The sequence below is a fragment of the Qipengyuania sp. HL-TH1 genome (genome assembly GCF_036365825.1).
In the GTDB taxonomy this organism is placed as follows: domain Bacteria; phylum Pseudomonadota; class Alphaproteobacteria; order Sphingomonadales; family Sphingomonadaceae; genus Qipengyuania; species Qipengyuania profunda.
The window spans coordinates 1,598,121-1,617,956 of the sequence record NZ_CP142675.1 but is presented as its reverse complement, the minus strand read 5'-3'; the positions used below and the strand labels follow the sequence as shown (position 1 = coordinate 1,617,956).

The window sequence follows — 19,836 nt, the reverse complement described above, 5'->3', positions numbered from 1 at the left end:
TCAGAGCCGCACGTAACCCGCCACGAGGCTGGCAGCCAGCGCCACCATGCTGGCCGCCAGCGCCCATGCCGCGGGACGGGCCTCGCGTCCGCCATAGGCAAGCGTAACGCCCAGTTTCACGCTCATATTGGCAAGGATCGTTCCCGCTATGGCGAGCGCGGCGAGCCGGGGCGCGATCGTGCCCGGCTCCAGCCCGCCGGCGGTGACGATGGCGGCATCGACGTCCATGCTGCCCATCAGCAGCAGCAGGACCGCGATCCCTTCCTCGCCGAAACGCGTCTCGGCCCAGCGCGCGGCGACCGCAGCCACGGCCACGAAGGCGACGAAGGTCAGCGCAGGCAGCATGGCGATCGGATTGCCGGGCGGGGCGGGGCCGGTGGTCGCGGGCGCCGCGCGGTAGAGCCACAGCGCCGCAGCGAAGCCCGCCAGCAGCGCCGGGGCGACGAGGATCGCGAAATCGGCCAGCAGGCTCGTCGCGAGCACCGCGACCAGGACGATCACCCGCAGATACATGACCGCGCTGGCCAGCGCGATGCCCGCATTCTCCGCGCCGTGCCCGGCGCCTGCGCCAAGCCGCTGGGCGAATGAATGCGTCACTGCGGTGGAACTGTAGGCGCCGCCGATGACGGCGGTCGCAATGGTCCCGCGGCGCGCGCCGAACAGGCGGTTGGCGACATAGCCGGCGAAGGAAAAGCCGGTGACGATGATGACCACCAGCCACAGGGTGCGCGGCTCCCACGCGTCGTAGGGGCCATAGCGCCCCTCGGGCAGGAAGGGGAACACCGCCAGCGCGATCACCGCATAACGCGTGAAGGCCTTGATATCGGCCTCGTCGAGCGCGCCGACCCAGCGGTGGACTTCGGTGCGCAGCGCGAGGATCAGCGTGACCACCGCCGCGCCCGCGACCGCCAGTGCCTCTTCGCCGATCCCGGCGAGGAACCCCAGACCCAGCGTGACCATGGCGGCGACCGCGCTGGTTGCATCGGGCTTGCCGCTGTCGAGCACCGCGCGCGAATAGCCGATCGCTACAATGGCGGTGGCCGCTGCAAAGACGAGGCCCGAGGCCACCGCGAAGCCATGGCCCGCGATAACACCCGCCAGTCCCGCTGCCACGCCCAGCAGGGTAAAGGTGCGGACCCCGGCAACCCGCATGCCGGGGGTCTCGTCACGCAGCTTCCATCCCCGCTCGATCCCCACCAGCAGCCCGGCCGCGAGCGCGGCAGCCAACTGGGGGAGGGAATCGAGCGCGAGCATTGCCGGTGCGAAGAGCCCTAGCTCTTCCAGTCCAGCCCGATTTCCTCGAACATTTCCTTGTCCTCGCTCCACCGCTCGTCGGTCTTGACGTGGAGGAACAGGTGGACCTTCTGGCCGAGCAGTTCGGTCAGTTCCTTGCGCGCGGCCTCGCCGATGGCCTTGATTTTCGAGCCGCCCTTGCCGAGCACGATGGCGCGCTGGTTGTCGCGGATGACCACGATCTGCTGGTGGATCTCGACGCTGCCATCGGGACGCTGGATGTATTTCTCGGGCCGCACCGCACTGTCGTAGGGCAGTTCCTCGTGCAGCTGCTGGTAGAGCTGTTCGCGGGTAATTTCGGTGGCGAGCAGGCGTTCGCTGGCATCGCTGACCTGGTCTTCGGGATACATCCACACGCCTTCGGGCATCATGCCGGCCAGCGCTTCCTTCATCTCGGGCACCCCGTCGCCGGTGAGCGCGGAGACGAAATAGATATCGGCGAAGTCGATCTTGCCCGCCAGGTCCTGCGCCAGCGCGAGCAGCGGTTCCTTCTTCGCCACATCGACCTTGTTGAGCACGAGGATCTTGCGTTCGGGACGCTGCGCGACCTGTTCGAGCAGCGGTTCGAGCTCGTGCCGCCGCTGCTTGACCGGATCGACCATCAGCAGCACCGCATCGGCGGCTTCCGCGCCTTCCCAGGCCGCGCTGACCATCGCGCGGTCGAGCCGCCGCTTGGGCGCGAAAATGCCCGGCGTATCGACCAGGATCATCTGCGTGTTGCCGTGCAGCGCGATGCCCATCATCCGCGCCCGCGTGGTCTGCGCCTTGGCGCTGGTGATCGCGACCTTCTGGCCGACCAGCTGGTTGACCAGCGTGCTCTTGCCCGCATTGGGCGCACCCAGCACGGCGACCACGCCGCATTTGGTTGTTTCCTGCGTCACCCGAACGTCTCCATGAATATGCGTGCCGCCTGCTTTTCGGCTTCCTGCTTGCTGCCCGCGGTGCCTTCCGCCTCGCCGACCTTGTGAACCTTTACGCGCACGGTGAAGCGCGCCGCGTGATCGGGGCCCGACCGGTCGACCAGCTCGTATTCGGGCGGGCGCCGCTGGTTGCCCGCGGCCCATTCCTGCAGCGCGCTCTTGGGATGCTTGGACTTGCCCGCACCGCTTTCCAGCGCGGGTCGCCACAGCAGCTGGACCACGCTGCGCGCGGGTTCGAAGCCATTGTCGAGGAATTCGGCGCCCAGCAAGGCTTCCATCACATCGCCGAGGATATTGTCGCTGTCGCGCCCGCCGTCGCTGCTTGCCTGCTTGGAAATACGGATATGCGGCGCCAGCCCGATGCCGCGCGCGACCTGCGCGCACATTTCGCGGCTGACGATGGCGTTGAGCCGCTGCGCCAGCTTGCCCTCGGGCGCATCGCTGCGCGCATAGAGCCAGTCGGCGATCGACAGGCCGAGCACGCGGTCGCCGAGGAATTCGAGCCGTTCGTAATCCTGTTTCTCGCCCATGCTGCCATGCGTCAGCGCGGCGAACCACAGCGTCTCGTCCGTCACCGTGAAGCCGGTCTTGGCGAGCCAGTCGCGCGCGGCGGGATCGAGCGCGCTCATATGTCGGCCCCGATGCGGTTCCAGCGTGCGGCGCTGAACCAGGTCCACGGCAGGTGCCATTCGGCCGTGCCGTCGCTCGACCACAACACGCGGCTGGCGCGCCCGACCAGCAGTTCGGCATCGACCAGCCCGACCCCGCCATCGCGCACTGCCGGGAAGCGGCTGTCGAGCGAATTGTCGCGGTTGTCGCCCATCATGAACAGATGGCCCGCAGGCACGATCACCGGCTCGGTATTGTCGGGATCGACGCGCAGCGGATTGCCGCGCGCATCGGTCGCGATCTGGCCGGTCTCGTCGGTCAGCAGGCGCGCGCCGACATTGCCGAAATCGACCGTCAGATAGCTGCGGCCCGAAGGCAATGTCTCGCGAAACTGGCGATAGCGGCAAATCGTCCCGTCCATCACCACGCCGCCATCGCGGCGGCAGCCGGTGTTGGCGCTCATCGGGATGTCGGCCGCGCCGGCATCCTCCTTGGGCAGCGGGGTGCCGTTGAGGATGACCACGCCGTCCTGCACCGCCACCGTATCGCCGGGCAGGCCGATCACGCGCTTGACGTAATCCACTCCGGTCACCGGGTGCTTGAAGATCGCCACATCGCCGCGTTCGGGCAGGCTGGCGAAGAACCGCCCCTCGAACAGGTCGGGTTCGCCCGGGAGCGAATATTTCGAAAAGCCATAGGGCCACTTCGCCGCGACGAGGTAATCGCCATTGCGCAGATTGGGCAGCATGCTCTCGCTGGGAATGGTGAAGGGCGAGAAGATGAAGCTGCGGAAGATCAGCACCACGAGCACCAGCTTGGTGACGAACCACAGGAAGCTGCCGAGCGTCTCCTTGTCTTTCGGTTCGCTCGAACTGGTCGGGGGCGAATGCGGATCCAGGGCGCGGTCTGTCATGCGGGCTTCTCAATCATCGCGGAGTTCCCTAGTCGCGCACCTGCGGACACGAAAGGATTTTTGCACCATGACCTCTGCTGCCGATATCTGGGACCAGCTTGCCGCGCTCCCGCGCCCGACGCTGGGCGAATTGTTCAGCGCCGTTCGCGACGGCGGCGAAGGCGCGGACGAGCCGGGCGGCGCCGACCGCGTCGCCATGCTCTCGGGCCGGATCGCGCTCGATGAAGGCGGGATCCTGTTCGACTGGTCGAAAACGCATCTCGACCGCGCGGTGATCGCGCGCTTCGAGCAGCTCGCCGAGGCGATGGACTTCGCCAGCTTGCGCGCGAAGCTGTTCGCCGGCGAGGTGGTCAACCCGACCGAAGGCCGCGCCGCCGACCACGCGACCTTGCGCGGCACGGGTGAGGGCGCCAAGGTCGAGGAAGCGATGGCGCTGATCGACCGCATGGGCATGCTGGTCGAGGCGATCCACCAGGGCGCGCTGGGCGAGATCGAGCACCTGATCCACATCGGTATCGGCGGCAGCGCGCTCGGCCCCGCGCTGGGGGTCGACGCGCTCGGCCGCGACCTCAGCTATTGCGATGTCCATGTCGTCTCCAACATCGACGGCGTCGCGCTCGAGGCAGCCTTTGCGAAGTGCGACCCGGCCAAGACGCTGATCGCGGTGGCGAGCAAGACCTTCACCACGATCGAGACGATGACCAATGCCGCCAGCGCGCTCAAATGGCTGGGCGACAATGGCGTCTCCGATCCCGGCGGGCGCGTCATCGCGCTGACCGCCAATCCCGAAGGCGCGGTCGAATGGGGCGTCGACGAAACGCGCATCCTGCCGTTCCAGGAAAGCGTCGGCGGGCGCTATTCGATCTGGTCCTCGATCGGTTTCCCGATCGCCATGGCAGTGGGGATGGACGATTTCCGCGCCATGCTCGCAGGCGCCAAGGCGGTGGACGAACATTTCCGCGACACCGACGGCGCGGCCAACCTCGTCCTGCGCGCGGCCTTCGCCGATCTCTATTACACCCGCGTGCGCGGCTGCCAGACCCGTGCGGTGTTCGCCTATGACGAACGCCTCGGCCTGTTTCCCGACTATCTCCAGCAGCTCGAGATGGAATCGAACGGCAAGCGCGTCACTGCCGACATGCAGCCGGTCGACGGACCGACCGCGCCGATCACCTGGGGCGGGGTGGGCACCGATGCGCAGCATGCGGTGTTCCAGCTGCTCCACCAGGGCACGCATCTGGTACCGGTCGATTTCATCGCCAGCATCGCCCCGGGCGACGAGCTCGACCCCGCGCACCACCGCATCCTGCTGATGAACTGCTTTGCGCAAGGTGCCGCGCTGATGGCGGGCAAGCAGGGCGCCGACCCCGCGCGCAATTACCCCGGCGACCGCCCCAGCGCGACGATCCTGTGCGACGATCTCGACGCCGCCGCGCTGGGCGCGCTGATCGCCTTCCACGAACACCGCGTCTTCGCCAGCGCGGTGCTGATGGGCATCAACCCCTTCGACCAGTTCGGCGTCGAACTGGGCAAGCAGATGGCCAAGGCAATCGAACAGGGCGGCGAAGCGTTCGACGCGAGCACCGAAGGACTGCTGGCAGCGGCTGGCTTGGGCTGACTAGCTTGAAACCATGGCAAGAATATCAGGAGCTCGTCGCAGAGTTTTTCCGTTCGCTCGGTTTAGAAGCAGAGACTGAGGTTCGCCTTCAAGGGGTTAGGACGACAAGCGATGTCGATGTACTTGTCGTACAAGCAATGGCAGGTTTCGAAATTCGCTGGGTCGTGGAATGCAAACTTTGGAAGACACCAGTCAACCAACTGCATGTCTTTGCCCTGCGCGAGATCGTGAATGATCTCGGCGTGGACCGCGGCATTCTGCTTTGTGAAGTCGGCTTCCAGAAGGGAGCTTGCGAAGCGGCTGCGTTAACTAACGTCCAATTGTCCTCACTGGAGGGTCTCAAACAACAGGCACGTCAAGATATATTTCGTTATCGCCTCACCGCACTTTTCGACAGATCGACAAAGGCGAAAGACCAGTATTGGGAGATTCCGAAAGGTGTGAGGATTGCTAATAACCTGAGAGGTGATTTCGATCCCTCCATACGCAATCGTGGTCAAGCTTTGGACGGGGCTATATCTGTTCTTGGTCGTGCCATGCGCGGTGCCTTTCCAATCACCTTGGATCCGATGGACGCGATGTGTCTGAACTTACCATGGATGTCAGTTCTCAATCCACAAGCTCTAGTTGAAGAGTTAGAGCCCGAGATCGCAGCTACAGAAGAGATGCTTCGACGGACCCTAGCGTTGCACCCTGAATTCGAGCTGAAATAGCTGACATCACCCGCGCCATCCGGGAACTTCGCGGCATCCGGAGTTTTGATGCTGGTAACCGCTCGCGCAGAGGCGGCACGTCGCTAGAAGTCGTATGAGATCCACCGGATGTCGGAAATTCCGTCGCACCCCCTGAGCCAGGCGCTTGGCACGCCCAGCGCCGAATTCGATACCCCAGATGCCTTCGATGGCGCCTCGGGCCTGCTGTTCGAGCAGGCGATGGCGCAGACGCGCATGGCCGTCTGCCTGTCCGACCCGACGCTGCCCGACCATCCGATCGTATTCTGCAACCGCGCCTTCGAACGGCTCACCGGATATAGCGCGGACGAAGTCGTCGGTCGCAATTGCCGCTTCCTCCAGGGCGCGCGGACCGACCAGGAGCAGGTCGCCAAGATCCGCCAGGCGATCCGCGACGAGGAGGTCATCGTCGTCGAGCTGCGCAATTACCGCAAGGACGGCTCCAGCTTCTGGAACGCGCTGCATCTCGGGCCGATCTACGACGCCGAAGGCAAGCTCAAATATTTCTTCGGCAGCCAGTGGGACGTCAGCGATATCCATCTCGCCAAGTCCGAGGAACGCCACGCCAAGGCGATGGCGCGCGAAGTGTCGCACCGGCTCAAGAACGTCTTCGCGGTGATCGGCGCGATCGTGAACATCACCGGTCGGTCGATGGGCGCGCGCGATGTCGCGCGCAAGGTCAACGACCGGGTGCAGGCGCTCGGCCGCTCTTACGAACCCACGCTCGACGATGCCTTCTTGGGCACGATGGAGATCGGCCAGGCAGTGCGTTCGGTGCTCAAGCCCTATGATCCCGAAGGCGAGCGGTTTGTCTTCAACGGCAATGGCTTGCGCACCGAACCCAATGCAATCTCGGCGATCGGGCTGACGCTGCACGAACTCGCCACCAATGCGATCAAATATGGCGCGCTGTCGAACGACGTCGGCACCGTCGCGGTCGAATGGCGGCATGAGGAAGACAAGCATGGACGCAATTCGGTTATCCTCATCTGGACCGAACGCGGCGGGCCCGAAGTGAGCGCGCCGCCCGATGGCTCCACCGGGACCGGCTTCGATATTTCCGAAAGCCTGCTGCGGCATTCGCGCGGCGTGATCGAACGGCATTGGGACCGCGAGGGGCTGCGCGTGGAAATTGCGCTCCCCATCGGCCGCGCCAGTGCCGGCGGTGGCCGATGAACCGCGTCCTGATCCTCGAGGACGAACCGCTGATCGCGATGGACCTGTCGATGGCATTCGAAGACTGCGCCATCGCGGCGGTCACCGCGGTGACCTGCGCCGAAGCCTGCACGGCCCTTGCCGAACAGGCGATCGACGGCGCGGTGCTCGACGTCAATCTGGGCGGCGGCGAGACCTGCGAGCAGATCGCGCTCGTGCTGAAAGAGCGCGCAATTCGGTTTATCCTCAACACCGGCGATCTCGACCGGTCGGGCGAGCTGCTGCGCGCGATCGACGCGCCGGTGGTGGCCAAGCCGACACCGGCCGACCGCGTGGTCGAACGGCTGATGGAGCACGCGCGCACAAGCTGATCCCGCCGTGCGGCGCGGCCCATGCTGCACTGCGGCATTGACTTATGGCGCGCCATGCCCCACATGCCGCTCCATCGAAGCGCGCTAGCCAGCGTGAAGCGGCGATCGGCTTACAGCGATCGCCCCGGCCGCGCCTCGGTTCCTTTTTCCAGACTTCCCTATTCACGCGGGTGGTTATTCAACCCCGCGAACGCGCCCGGATTCCGCGATGGAAGTCTGCGCGCACCGCATAATGAATGCGAGTTTTCATGACACAGTTTTCCGATCTTGGGCTATCGCAGCCCGTTCTTCAGGCGCTTGACCTCAAGGGCTATTCCACTCCCACGCCGATCCAGGAAGGGGCGATCCCGCCCGTTCTCGAAGGGCGCGACCTGATGGGTATCGCGCAGACCGGCACCGGCAAGACCGCCGCCTTCATGCTGCCCAGCATCGACCGGCTGCGTAACGCCGACAATCAGACGCCGTTCAAGTCCTGCCGCATGCTGGTGCTTGCACCGACGCGCGAACTGGCCGGCCAGATCGCCCAGAGCGCCAAGGATTACGGCCAGCTGGCCGGTCTCAAGGTCCATTCGATCGTCGGCGGCACCTCGGTCAACAAGGACCGCAACAAGCTCCACCGCGGCACCGACATCCTCGTCGCCACGCCCGGCCGCCTGCTCGATCTGATCGACCAGAAGGCCTTCACGCTCGACAAGGTCGAAGTGCTGGTGCTCGACGAGGCCGACCAGATGCTCGACCTCGGCTTCATCCACGCGCTGCGCCGGATCAGCCAGCTGGTCCCCGAAGATCGCCAGACGCTGTTCTTCAGCGCCACCATGCCCAAGCAGATCCAGGAACTGGTCGGCAAATATTGCCGCAATCCGGTCAAGGTCTCGGTCACGCCTGAAAGCACCACTGCCGAACGCATCGACCAGTATCTCTTCATGGTCCAGCAGGACGAGAAGCAGACGCTGCTCGAAATGATGCTGTCCGAACGCCACCAGGTGCCGGGCAAGTTCGAACGCGTGCTGATCTTCGCGCGCACCAAGCATGGCTGCGACCGCGTGGTGAAGAAGCTGGCGCAGGTCGGCATCCCCGCTAACGCCATCCACGGCAACAAGAGCCAGCCGCAGCGCGAACGTGCGCTCGACGAGTTCAAGCGCGCCAAGACGCCGATCCTGATCGCGACCGATGTCGCCGCGCGCGGGATCGACATCCCCGGCGTGAGCCATGTGATCAATTACGAACTGCCCAACGTGCCCGAACAATACGTCCACCGCATCGGCCGGACCGCGCGCGCGGGCAAGGATGGCATCGCGATCGCCTTCTGCGCCGAGGACGAGCGCGATTACCTCAAGGATATCCGCAAGAAGACCGATGCCGAGTTCGAACGCCTGCCGCTGCCGGACAATTTCCGTGCGGTCGTCGAAGGCGTCGGCCCGACCAAGCGCGCGGCCCCCGGCCAGCGTATGGCCAAGCCCAAGGTTCGCCCGACGGGTGATGCGGCGAAGCGGGCCAAGCCCAAAGACAAGCATCCCGCGCGCAAGGGCCGTCCCAGCGGCGCAGGCGGTCCGGGCGGCGGCAATGCCGGTGCCGGCAAGCCCGGTGGCGGGCGCAGCCGCAATCGCCGGCGCAGCAGCGCCGCGCGCGCCTAACTATCAGGGGCGGGGCCGGTCGTTTCCGGCTCCGCTTCCTCGTTCATCAGCCGCAGCCGCGCGAAGGCTGTTGGCTGGTGGTCGGCCAGCCATTCGAGCATCCCTTCGCGGATGTCGCAGCGCAGGTCGAACAGCGTGGGCGAATCCTTTGCGCTCATCAGCAGCCGCACCTCGATCGCATCGCGCTTCGTGTCGGTCACCTGCACCACCTGCACGCGGCCGTCCCAGCGCGGATTGTCCGCGATCTGGCGTTCGAATTCGGCGCGGATCGGACCGATCCGGGTTGCCGGGTCGAGATAGAGCATCACCGAACCCAGCAATTGTGCGGTCTTCTTGGTCCAGTTCTCGAACGCGCCTTCCAGGAAGCGCGTGGTCGGCACGATCAGCCGCCGCTCGTCCCAGATCTTGACCACCACATAGGTCGTGCGGATGTCCTCGATCCGCCCCCATTCGCCCTCGACGATCACCACGTCGTCGATATTGATCGGCTCGGTCAGCGCCATCTGCACGCCCGCGATCAGCGATTTGAGCGCGGGCTGCGCCGCCGCGCCCACCGCGAGGCCGGCCAGGCCTGCCGAAGCGACCAGCGTCACCCCGATATCGCGCACGCCAGGGATCGACAGCAGCACCAGCCCCACGGTCACGAAGATGATGATGAAGGTCGCGATGCGGCTGAGCATGGTCAGCTTGGTGCGCTGGCGGCGCGCGGCGAGATTGTCCTCGACCGAGATATCCGCGCGCAGCTTCATCGCCTCGATCAGCGCCTGCAAGATCGCCAGCGCGATCCACCCGATCACCGCGGGCATGACGAAACCGGCGACACGTTCCCACACCGTCTCGAAGGCGGGAATCTCGCGCGCGGTCAACACCAGCGCCAGCGCGACCAGCGCAAAGCGCGTGGGCATGGCGAGCCGCCGCACCAGCATCTCGTCCGCCTCGCTCCGTGTGCGCCCGACCACGCGGCGCAGCAGGCGGAACACCACCCAGTGCAGCAGCAGCGCGGCCAGCGTGGCGGCCACGGCCAGCGCCACCAAATTCCATGGTTGCGGCAGGATCGCCGTGCCGCGGGCGGCGTAATCGGCAAGCGTATCGGTCATGCGGTCTCCCGTTGGATGGCTGCGGACAGGTGCAGCATCCCCTCCCAGGGACTGGCCCTTCAATGGGCCGGCGGGGGGCGTGGTTCCCGCTTGCCCCTTGTGCCGCGCGAAGGCAGGCCCCAAGTGCGGCGCGCATTCACAACGGAGACAGGTTTTGGCGGCAGGCACCAGCGGCGAGTATGATTTCGACCTCTTCACCATCGGCGCAGGCTCGGGCGGCGTGCGCGCCAGCCGCGTGGCGGCGGCGCATGGCGCCAAGGTCGCCGTGGCCGAGGAACACCGCGTCGGCGGGACCTGCGTCATCCGCGGCTGCGTGCCCAAGAAGATGCTCGTCTATGGCGCGCATTTCGCCGAAGACCTGAAGGACGCGCGCAATTTCGGCTGGTCGACCGAGAATGCGACCTTCGACTGGATCACGCTGCGCGACAATGTGCTCAATGACGTCAAGCGGATCGAGGGCGCCTATACCAACACGCTCGAAAGCCACGAGGTGACGATCTTCAAGGAGCGCGCCGAGATCACCGGCCCGCATGAGATCACGCTGGCGAGCGGCAAGGTCGTGACCGCAAAGACCATCCTGATCGCCACCGGCGCGCGCCCGCGCATGCCCGAATGCCAGGGCGCCGAACATGCGATCAGTTCGAACGAGGCGTTCCATCTCGACGAATTGCCCAAGAAGATCATCATCGCGGGCGGCGGCTATATCGCCAATGAATTCGCCGGCATCTTCAACGAGTTCGGCAGCGAAGTTCACATCGTCAATCGCGGCGACCGATTGCTGCGCAGCTATGACGAGGCGGTGCGCGACCGGCTGCTGCAGATCTCGACGATGAAGGGCATCCAGTTCCGCTTCAACACCACCTTCGAATACATCAAGCCATGTTCGGAAGGCGGCTATTTCGTGAAGATGTCCGATTGCGACGAGGAAAAGGCCGATCTGGTGCTGTTCGCGGTCGGGCGCATTCCCAACACCGAAGGGCTGGGCCTCGAGAATGCCGGCGTCGAACTGGGCGAGGGCGGCGAGGTCAAGGTCGACCGCTTCAGCAAGACCAATGTCGATCACATCTATGCCGTCGGCGACGTGACCGACCGCGTGCAGCTGACCCCGGTGGCGATCCGCGAAGGCCAGGCCTTTGCCGACAGCGTGTTCGGCGACGGCGAGCCGGTGGCGGTCGACCACAGCTGCATCCCCAGCGCGGTGTTCAGCCACCCGCCGATCGCCGCGGTCGGCCTGACCGAGGGCGAGGCGAAGAACCAGCTCGGCAGCGTGAAGGTCTATCTGTCCGACTTCCGCCCGATGAAGAACGTGCTCGCCGGGCGCAACGAACGCAGCCTGATCAAGATGATCTGCGATGGCGACAGCGGCCGCATCGTCGGTATCCACATGATCGCCCCCGAAGCGCCCGAGATGATGCAGGCCGCCGCGATCGCGGTGAAGGCCGGGCTGACCAAGGAAGACTTCGACGCCACCACCGCGATCCACCCGACGATGGCGGAAGAACTGGTGCTGATGCGCTAGGGCGCCGTCATCGGCCCCGCGCCCGCGCGGCGTGGAAGAGTCGACAGCTGCGCATTGCGAAGCGCTCGGCCCGGTGCTTAGGCCGGTACGATGGAACACCCGTCGTCCGCCAGCTTTACGCGCCCCAAGCACGTCGACATCGAACTCGTGTCGGTGGCCTATCGCAACCGCAGCTTTCCGGTGCACATGCACGACCAGTATGTGGTGGGCGTGGTCGAAAGCGGCGGCGAAACACTGACCATCGATGGCACCTCATACGAGGTCGGTGAAGGCGACATGATCACGATCGATGCGGGCACGGCGCATGCCAATGCCACGCTCGGAGACGCGACCTTGCGCTACCGGGTATTCTACATTCGTGCCGAGGTGGCGCGGTCCTATGTCGGCCGCTCGGACCTGCGCTTCCCGGCACCGGTGCGCTGCGACCCCGCCTGCGCCCGGCGGCTGCTGGAACTGCACCGCTGGTTCGAAGCGGGGACCGGCGACAGGCTGGAAGAAGACACCGCGCTTGCGGAAATAGTCGGTATCGCGTTCGCCGCGGCTGTCGAACCGGATCGAGACGACCGGCTATCCGAGGCAGTTCGCCGGGCGAAGGGGTATATCGACGCGCGCTATGACGAGAATTTCGGTCTCGATGAACTGGCCGATGCCGCGGGTGTGACCAAGTACCATCTGGCGCGGAGTTTCACGCGCGCGCACGGTCTCAGCCCGCTTGCCTACCGCACGCAGCGGCGCATCCATGCGGCCAAGGAAATGGTGCTGGCGGGCGCGCCACTGGCCGATGTCGCATCCGATCTGGGTTTTGCGGACCAGAGCCATCTCACGCGCCAGTTCCAGAGCATGGTCGGAATCTCGCCTGCCCGCTATCGTGAGCAATGACGTTCAAGACAGGTCTGGAGCGCCCGGCTAGGCCCCGTTGAAAGGCTAGTCAGGGACCATACCATGAAGAATTCTCGCTCGATTACCGCCACCTTTCGGTCGCAGACGCTGAAAGCGGCTGTGCTGGCCGCAGTGGCCGCAGCCTGCGCTGCCCTTGCCGGCCCTGCGAACGCCGAGGCGGGACAGGACGTTGAAGCCAATCGCCCGGCCGCGGGTGAAGCCAGCAGCCCATACGCGACCTTCCTCGCGAATTATGTCGAATGGGTGAGAACCATCGAAATCGAGGGGCAGGCGCGCGGCATCGCGCTGACGCCGAAGCAGATCGAGTTGGCCACCCGGATCGGGATCGAGCATCCGGAAAAAGTGCGGTTGGTATACGTCGATGAAATACCCTTTCCATCCGAAGATCCGCAAATGCGCAAGATCGGCGAGGAGCTGGGCTTTGTCGGACCGGGTATCACCAATAACGCGCAGGCGTTCGGTTATACCATTTGGGTGCGCAACGGTTTCGACCTGACATGGCCGCTGCTCGCCCACGAACTGGTCCACGTGCAGCAGATCGAGCGCAATGCGAGTTTCGGCGCCTTCGTGGAAAAATACATGAAGCAACTCATGGCTCACGGGCACGAAAACATGCCGCTCGAGGTCGAAGCATACGAAGCCAATCGGATCCACGCCTCGCAACCCTGAGACGGGCCGGTCAGCCCGCCGCAATGCCCTCCACCCGATTGCGCCGGCGGCGTTCCCGGCCTAGCGTGGCGCGGTTCAGCGGCGGATGACAAGGGGAACTTGCGTGAAGGGTTATTGCGACAATATCGAGCAGCAGACTGTCGAAAACGACAACTTCCGCCAGGTTCTCTACACCGGCAAGCACCAGCAGCTCGTGGTGATGACGCTGCCGCCGGGCTGCGATATCGGCGAGGAGGTCCATGAGGACCGCGACCAGTTCTTCCGCTTCGAGGAAGGCAGGGGCGTGGTCGATATCGACGGGGTGGAGAACCCGGTCGAGGATGATTTCGCGGTGATCGTGCCGGCCGGCGCGCGGCACAATGTCCGCAACACCGGCAGCGAACCGCTGCGCCTCTATACCGTTTACGGCCCGCCCGAGCATATGGACGGCGTGGTCCATGCGACCAAGGCGGATGCCGAGGCGCGCCATCACGACGAGGAATGGGACGGCGGCACCACCGAGTGATACGCTGCCCCGCGCCGCAGCAGCGCAGGCGCACAGTCCGATCGCAGGAGCACAGCCTATGACCAGCACGCCCGATGCCTTTCACATTCGAGAGGCCGTCGCCTATTTCGATGCGAGCAAGGAACTCGAGGAAGCGATCGACGAGCTGCTCAGTTCGGGTTTCGACCGTGCGGAGATCAGCCTGCTGGCGACCGAAAAGACGGTCGAGGAGCAGCTTGACCACCGCTATCACAAGGTCGCCGAGCTGGAGGACGATCCCGCCGTGCCGCGCGCGATCTATATTCCGAAGGAATCGATCGGCGACGCGCAGGGGGCGTTGATCGCCACGCCGCTCTATATCGCGGCGGCGACCGCGATCGGCGCCATCGTGGCCTCGGGCGGCTCGCTGCTCGCGGTGATCGTCGGCGCGGCGGTTGCGGGCGGGGCCGGCGGCGCGCTAGGCGCCGGTCTGGCGAAATTGGTGGGTGACCGGCACGCCGAAAACCTGCAGAACCAGCTTGAACATGGCGGGCTGCTGCTCTGGGTGCGCACCTGGGACAGCGGCGACGAACAACGTGCGGTCGACATCCTGACGAAGCATTCGGGTCACGATGTCCATGTGCACGGCGCGCCGCAGAACTAAACGCATGACAGGAGAATTTCGGTGATCGGGAAGATGGTGGCACTCGGGCTTGCAGGGTTTGCCGGATACTCGCTGTTCAAGCGCAAGGACGCATCCCGCAATGCCGCCTTTGCGAAAGACCAGCCGCATAATTTCCATACCGACGTGCGCGATGCCGGTCCCGGCGCAATGCGCGATCCGGACGCGCGCGAATGGACCGAGACCGACGAGGATCTCGACGAAAGCTTCCCCGCGAGCGACCCGCCGGGTGGCTATTGATCCGCGCGCGGCGTGATCGGGTAAACTGAATGCCGGCCAGGCTCGTCCAGATCTACCTGCCCGAAGACCGGGTCCGCGATCTGGAGACCATCCTCGGTCGTCACACGCGGCGGTTCTGGCGGGAAACCGTGCCCGGGGCGCAGGAAAAATACACCTGCATCGTCCAGCAACGCTATACCGAACGCCTGCTTGCCGATCTCGATGAGGCCTTCGGAGACCTGCCGAATTTCTCCGCGCTGGTGTCCGAGCTGCAGGCGGTCCTTCCGGTGGTCGAAGAAACGCCGGTCACCGAATTGCCACTGTCGGCCGACCTGCCGACCCCCACGCGGATCGAGCGTTTCTTCAGCCGCGACCGGCTCAGCACCGACGAACTCTACGACGACATCGAGGAGAGCCTGCACCCCGGGCCCGCCTATTTGCTGACGGTGACGCTGTCGGCGATCATCGCCGGCCTAGGGATGCGCAGCGGGCAGACCGCGGTGGTCATCGGCGCAATGATCATCGCGCCGCTGCTCGGGCCGACGATGGGGCTGGCGCTGGCGGCGACGGTCGGCAATTGGAAGCTGGGCCGGCAGGCGGCCGCGACGCTGGCCATCGGCTGCGTCCTCGCGGTGCTGGCGGGTGTCGTCCTCGGCATGACGGTGGCAATCGACCCGCTGGTCCCCGAACTGAAGAACCGCACGCTGGTCCAACCCGCCGATATCGCGCTGGCGCTGGCCTGCGGCGCCGCGGGCGTGCTGGCGTTCAGTCGCGGCGCCTCGCTCGCGCTGGTCGGGGTGATGATCGCCGTCGCGCTGGTTCCGCCCCTGACCGCGGCGGGCATCTATACCGGGGCGGGCATCCCCGAAGCCGGGGCGAATGCGCTGTTCCTGTTCACCGTGAACCTCGTCTGCGTCAATGTCGCGGGGATCGCGATGTTCTTGATCCAGGGCCTGCCGCCGACCAGCTGGCGGATGACCAGCGGGATCATGCTGGTGTGGGTGGTGCTGCTGATCCTGCTGATGTCGATGATGGCGGGGCGGATTTTCCTCGGCTTCGGCTCATGGGATCTCGTGATGGACTATCTTACCGCCAGCCGGTGAGGCGCGGGTAATCCGGCACTTGCCAGCGGCCGTTAGCCAGCGCGCGCGCGGAGCCGCTCCGCCGCCAGCATTTGGGGCGTCACGCCCACCGCGTGCAGTTCCTCGGGCCATGCGCCGCCCGTCACCAGCGCCTCTACCGCCAGCGCCATCGCGGGCGAGGTCTGCAGGCCGAAGCCGCCTTGTCCCGCCAGCCAGAAGAAGCCCGGCGCGGACGGGTCGAATCCCGCCACCGGCAACCGGTCGGGGGCGAAGCTGCGCAGGCCCGCCCATTTGCTCGCCAGCCGCGGGACGGTGAGCGTGGTGGCTTCCTCCACCCGCCAGGCGGCCAGCGCGACGTCTTCTTCCTCGGGCTGCGCGTCGCAGGGCGCGCTTTCGCCTTCGTCCATCGGGCTGGCGAGCAGGCGGCCGCTGCCTTCGGGTTCGATATAGAAGCCCGGGCCGACGGTCTTGGTGAAGGGCCAGCCCTTGACGTTGATCGGCACATCGAAGGTGATGACCGTGCGCCGCAGCGGGGTGATGCCGAGCGCGGCGATGCCGCCCATCTGCGCGACCGTATCGGCCCACGCCCCCGCGGCATTGACCACCACCCGCGCGGCATAGCTTGCCCCGGGCGTATCGACGATCCAGCGTTCGCCCTCATGGCGCAGCGCGGTCACCGGCGCCTTGGCCGCGACCGATCCGCCTGCGGCAACCAGCGCCTTGCGATGCGCCTCCAGCAGCGCATGCGCGTCGAGCTTGCGCGCCTGCAGGTCGAGCAGCGCGCCGACAATCCCGCCGTCGCCATCGCGCAGCACGGGCACATGCTCCTGTGCCGCGGCCACCGACAGCCGCCGGACATGCGGCGCCCATTCGCGGTAATTCGCCTCCAGCCGGTCGAGCGCATCCTCTTGCCCCGACAACGCCACGAACAGCGCGGGGTGCGGCTGCGCGCCCGGCGCTTCGAACAGCGCGATGCTGGCAGCGGTCAGCGCGCGGACGAGCCAGGCATCCATGTCGAAATGCGCAAAGGCAGCGCTGCGGCCCGAGGAATGCACCCCCGGCGCGTCTTCCGCCTCGCACACCAGCGTTTCCCCATGCCGCGCCAGCCGTGCGGCGGCCGACAGACCGGCTATTCCGGCCCCGATCACGAGGTAATCGACCTGTTTCATCGCAACTGCGTTGCCCCTTGCAACCATTCTGCCTAACTCTCCGCTTACCAAATGATGCGGGGGGCAGACAGATGGCAATGACAATATTGGTAACCGGGGGCACGGGCTACATCGGCGGCGAGGTGATCGACCAGCTGCTGGCCAGGGGGCACAGCGTCCACACCACCGTCCGCGACAAGGGCAAGAGCGAACCCAGGCTGCGCGCGCGCTGGAGCGATGCGGGCGAACGGCTGGCGGTGTTCGAGGCCGACCTGATGAGCGATGCGGGCTGGGCCGAAGCCAATGCCGGCTGCGACGCGGTGGCGCATGTCGCCTCGCCATTCCCGCTCGCCGTACCCAGCGACAAGGACGAGCTGGTGGTGCCCGCGCGCGAAGGCACGCTGCGCGCGCTCGAATTTGCCGACAAGGCGGGGATCAAGCGCTTCGTCCAGACCAGCAGCGCCGCGGCGATCGCCTATGGCCAGCCGGAAAAGGACCATTTCACCCATCTCGACTGGACCAATCTCACTGCGGGCGTTCCGCCCTATATCGAAAGCAAGACCGTGGCCGAACGCGCCGCGCGCGACTGGGTCGCGACCAAGGCGCCGACCATGGTCTTCTGCTCGATCAACCCGGTGGCGGTGTTCGGCCCGGTCTATGACGACGACATGTCGACCAGCGTCGAGCTGGTGAAGAAGATCATCGACGGCTCGATCCCGCTGATCCCCAATATGGGTATCTGCGTGACCGATGTCCGCGATGTGGCGCAGGCGCATGTCCGCGCGCTCGAGGCGCCCGCCGAAAAGGTCCGCGGCGAGCGTTTCCCGACCTCGGAGAAATTCCTCTGGCTGCGCGAAATGGCCGATGTGGTCCGCGCGCGCGTGCCCGAACATGCCGGCAAGGTGCCCAGCCGGCCGATGCCCAACTGGCTGGTCCGGCTGCTCGCGCTGTTCATGGACGAAATGAAACAGATCAAGGGCGAGCTGGGCAATGTCCGCGACGTCTCGGGCAAGCATACCGAACAGGTGCTCGGCTATAGCTTCATCCCCGCCGAACAGACCATCGAGGACACGGTCCGCAGCCTGTTTGCCAAGGGTATCGTGAAGCCCTGAACCCACCGCCGCATTGCCAGCCCGCACCGCGCTCGGCAAAAGACGCATGAAACGAATCGTTGACGGGAAAATTACATGAACATGTTGGCGTCGCGCGGGCAATTGCGCGCAAGTTTCATTCGCTGGGCGCTGTTCACCGTCCCGCTCTGTGTGCTGCTCGGCTTCGTCGCCGGCCAGCTCGGCGGGCCCGACACCGCGTGGTTCCAGCAGCTGGAAAAACCGGGCATCTATCCCGAGCCCAAATGGTTCGGGATCGTCTGGACGATCCTCTATGTCATGATCGGCCTGTCGGTGGCGATCGTGGCCTCGGCCTGGGGCGCACGCGGACGCACCGCCGCGCTGTGGGTCTTCGCGGTGCATTTCGCGCTCAACCTGTCGTGGAGCTACGTGTTCTTCGGCGCGCAGCAGATCTCGGGCGCGCTGATGCTGCTCGGCGCGATCGTGGTGACGCTGCTGGTGGTGATCGCGCTGTTCTGGCGCGTCCGCCGGCTCGCCGCGGTGCTGCTGCTGCCCTATCTCGCCTGGGTCTGCTTCGCCGCTGCGCTGAACTACCAGTTCCTCCAGCTCAACCCCGATGCCGATGGCGGGTATCCCGAGGGCGCGGTCGAGCGGGTGCGGATTTAGGGGTTTTGGTGTTTCGAACCCGCATCCGCGGGTTCGTCCTCGGGGCGGTTCCTCCGCTTCGCTCCGGGCCCCTGCAGGCGGCCAGTCGGCCTTGCCTCGCCTACGGCTCGGATACCAACGCCACCATGCTGGAGTAGCGCTGGTCCCGTCCGTGACCAGCGGATGGCAAGCGCGACCGCGCGCCCGCAGTGACGCGACCGTCAGGTCGCATGAGCGAGGATAGCCAAGGCCGCGGACGCGGCCGCCGGCGCTTGAGGCTAGACAAAAACCCCATCCCGTCCCATCTGAACCCTATGCAAAGCCAGAATCCCCTGATCGCCGATTTCGTCAAACTCGCCAATTCGGCAGCCGGTACGCTGGCCGGCATGGGCCGCGAGGCGCGCGACGCCGCGCGCGAACGCGCCAAGGAAAGTTTCGGCGGAATGGATTTCGTCAGCCGCGAGGAATTCGACGCGGTGAAGACCATGGCCAGCAAGGCCCGCGCCGAGGCGGAAGACCTCAAAGCCCGCGTCGAAGCGCTGGAAGCCCGGATCAAGTAGGCTTTGGCCGCTCGGCGGTCTGCGACCCGAGACCTTATCTAGGCCCCTGCCTTCGCAGGGGCGACGGTTGGGGTTATTGTGGGCCAATGGAACCTGACGTACCCACTTTGGTCGTCGCCCCTGCGAAGGCAGGGGCCCAGCCGACCTTTCCACCAGCGGCTCGCTAGATGCCGGGCGGCTGGGTCTATATCATGACCAACAGCCCGCACGGCACGCTCTACATCGGGGTCACCGCCGACATCGCCGCGCGCGTGCATGCCCATCGCGAAGGGCAGGGATCCGAATTCTGCCGCAAGCATGGGCTGACGCGGCTGGTCTATGCCGAGCAGTATGAGGATATCCACGACGCGATCGCGCGCGAGAAGGCGATGAAGCGGTGGAAGCGGCAATGGAAGCTCAGGCTGATCCGGCGCGACAATCCCGACTGGAACGACCTGTTCGAGACCATTTTGTGATGGTGCCATTTCGCTGACCTGATCTAGGCCCCTGCCTGCGCAGCCCGCGATACGCTGCCTCACAAGTCGACTCCACCGTCTTC

22 protein-coding genes are annotated in these 19,836 nt (G+C 65.7%); 16 read left to right on the top strand and 6 right to left on the bottom strand.

Annotated elements, in window-relative coordinates; translation table 11 throughout:
• From VWN43_RS08520 to lepB, 4 genes are read right to left on the bottom strand one after another with little or no spacing between them, the layout of a single operon-like run.
• A complete protein-coding gene (locus tag VWN43_RS08520; protein ID WP_320182068.1) occupies positions 1-1,254 on the bottom strand; it encodes an MgtC/SapB family protein in 1,254 nt (417 codons plus the stop codon).
• 17 nt (positions 1,255-1,271) lie between these two features.
• Positions 1,272-2,174 (bottom strand): GTPase Era, encoded by a 903-nt coding sequence (gene era / locus VWN43_RS08515; RefSeq protein WP_320182069.1) that lies wholly within the window; start codon positions 2,172-2,174, stop codon positions 1,272-1,274.
• Positions 2,171-2,842 carry a ribonuclease III gene (rnc, locus tag VWN43_RS08510; protein ID WP_320182070.1) on the bottom strand — a complete coding sequence of 224 codons (672 nt, stop codon included), beginning with the start codon at positions 2,840-2,842 and terminating at the stop codon, positions 2,171-2,173. The genes era and rnc overlap by 4 nt, the downstream gene beginning before the upstream one ends.
• Complete coding sequence (gene lepB / locus VWN43_RS08505) at positions 2,839-3,735, bottom strand: signal peptidase I (RefSeq protein ID WP_253515014.1); 897 nt, start codon at positions 3,733-3,735, stop codon at positions 2,839-2,841. The genes rnc and lepB overlap by 4 nt, the downstream gene beginning before the upstream one ends.
• Positions 3,736-3,802: 67 nt before the next feature.
• Between lepB and pgi the strand changes: the two genes are divergently transcribed.
• From pgi to VWN43_RS08480, 5 genes are all read left to right on the top strand, one after another.
• Entirely contained in the window at positions 3,803-5,353 is a 1,551-nt protein-coding gene (pgi, locus tag VWN43_RS08500) for a glucose-6-phosphate isomerase (RefSeq protein WP_320182071.1), read from the top strand.
• 5 nt (positions 5,354-5,358) lie between these two features.
• A complete protein-coding gene (locus VWN43_RS08495) occupies positions 5,359-6,066 on the top strand; it encodes a restriction endonuclease (RefSeq protein ID WP_320182072.1) in 708 nt (235 codons plus the stop codon).
• Between the two features lie 108 nt (positions 6,067-6,174).
• On the top strand, positions 6,175-7,260 hold the full coding sequence (locus VWN43_RS08490; RefSeq protein WP_320182073.1) for a PAS domain-containing protein: 1,086 nt from the start codon (positions 6,175-6,177) through the stop codon (positions 7,258-7,260).
• Positions 7,257-7,610 (top strand): response regulator, encoded by a 354-nt coding sequence (locus tag VWN43_RS08485; protein WP_320182074.1) that lies wholly within the window; start codon positions 7,257-7,259, stop codon positions 7,608-7,610. Before VWN43_RS08490 ends, VWN43_RS08485 begins: the two co-directional genes overlap by 4 nt.
• A 248-nt stretch (positions 7,611-7,858) precedes the next feature.
• Entirely contained in the window at positions 7,859-9,244 is a 1,386-nt protein-coding gene (locus VWN43_RS08480; RefSeq protein ID WP_320182075.1) for a DEAD/DEAH box helicase, read from the top strand.
• Here VWN43_RS08480 and VWN43_RS08475 read toward each other — a convergent pair.
• Entirely contained in the window at positions 9,241-10,341 is a 1,101-nt protein-coding gene (locus tag VWN43_RS08475; protein WP_320182076.1) for a mechanosensitive ion channel family protein, read from the bottom strand. The genes VWN43_RS08480 and VWN43_RS08475 overlap by 4 nt on opposite strands.
• Positions 10,342-10,495: 154 nt before the next feature.
• Here VWN43_RS08475 and gorA point away from each other — a divergent pair, with 154 nt between their 5' ends.
• The 7 genes from gorA (at position 10,496) to VWN43_RS08440 (ending at position 15,896) form a co-directional block, all read left to right on the top strand.
• On the top strand, positions 10,496-11,860 hold the full coding sequence (gene gorA / locus VWN43_RS08470) for a glutathione-disulfide reductase (protein ID WP_320182077.1): 1,365 nt from the start codon (positions 10,496-10,498) through the stop codon (positions 11,858-11,860).
• A gap of 90 nt (positions 11,861-11,950) precedes the next feature.
• The gene (locus VWN43_RS08465; RefSeq protein ID WP_320182078.1) at positions 11,951-12,739 is read left to right on the top strand and encodes an AraC family transcriptional regulator; all 789 of its coding nucleotides are present in this window, start codon (positions 11,951-11,953) and stop codon (positions 12,737-12,739) included.
• Positions 12,740-12,859: 120 nt separating this feature from the next.
• Positions 12,860-13,429: a hypothetical protein gene (locus VWN43_RS08460; protein ID WP_320182079.1), complete on the top strand. Its 570-nt coding sequence runs from the start codon at positions 12,860-12,862 to the stop codon at positions 13,427-13,429.
• Positions 13,430-13,532: 103 nt separating this feature from the next.
• The gene (locus VWN43_RS08455; RefSeq protein ID WP_320182080.1) at positions 13,533-13,934 is read left to right on the top strand and encodes a cupin domain-containing protein; all 402 of its coding nucleotides are present in this window, start codon (positions 13,533-13,535) and stop codon (positions 13,932-13,934) included.
• Positions 13,935-13,992: 58 nt separating this feature from the next.
• Entirely contained in the window at positions 13,993-14,556 is a 564-nt protein-coding gene (locus VWN43_RS08450; protein ID WP_320182081.1) for a hypothetical protein, read from the top strand.
• A 21-nt stretch (positions 14,557-14,577) separates the two neighbouring features.
• Positions 14,578-14,814: a hypothetical protein gene (locus VWN43_RS08445; protein ID WP_320182082.1), complete on the top strand. Its 237-nt coding sequence runs from the start codon at positions 14,578-14,580 to the stop codon at positions 14,812-14,814.
• Between the two features lie 29 nt (positions 14,815-14,843).
• The gene (locus tag VWN43_RS08440) at positions 14,844-15,896 is read left to right on the top strand and encodes a TIGR00341 family protein (protein ID WP_320182083.1); all 1,053 of its coding nucleotides are present in this window, start codon (positions 14,844-14,846) and stop codon (positions 15,894-15,896) included.
• A 32-nt stretch (positions 15,897-15,928) separates the two neighbouring features.
• Here the strand turns inward: VWN43_RS08440 and VWN43_RS08435 are convergent, their stop codons facing one another.
• Entirely contained in the window at positions 15,929-17,044 is a 1,116-nt protein-coding gene (locus tag VWN43_RS08435; protein WP_320182084.1) for an NAD(P)/FAD-dependent oxidoreductase, read from the bottom strand.
• A gap of 71 nt (positions 17,045-17,115) precedes the next feature.
• On the opposite strand from VWN43_RS08435, the gene VWN43_RS08430 reads away from it, so the two are divergent.
• The 4 genes from VWN43_RS08430 to VWN43_RS08415 all read left to right on the top strand — a co-directional run bounded on the left by VWN43_RS08430 (position 17,116) and on the right by VWN43_RS08415 (position 19,753).
• Positions 17,116-18,135, top strand: a complete 1,020-nt coding sequence (locus VWN43_RS08430; RefSeq protein ID WP_320179895.1) for an NAD-dependent epimerase/dehydratase family protein — start codon at positions 17,116-17,118, stop codon at positions 18,133-18,135.
• A 75-nt stretch (positions 18,136-18,210) separates the two neighbouring features.
• Positions 18,211-18,759: a TspO/MBR family protein gene (locus VWN43_RS08425; RefSeq protein WP_320179896.1), complete on the top strand. Its 549-nt coding sequence runs from the start codon at positions 18,211-18,213 to the stop codon at positions 18,757-18,759.
• A 293-nt stretch (positions 18,760-19,052) separates the two neighbouring features.
• The gene (locus VWN43_RS08420; protein ID WP_253515038.1) at positions 19,053-19,298 is read left to right on the top strand and encodes an accessory factor UbiK family protein; all 246 of its coding nucleotides are present in this window, start codon (positions 19,053-19,055) and stop codon (positions 19,296-19,298) included.
• A gap of 167 nt (positions 19,299-19,465) precedes the next feature.
• A complete protein-coding gene (locus VWN43_RS08415) occupies positions 19,466-19,753 on the top strand; it encodes a GIY-YIG nuclease family protein (protein WP_320179897.1) in 288 nt (95 codons plus the stop codon).
• Positions 19,754-19,836 lie beyond the last annotated feature (83 nt).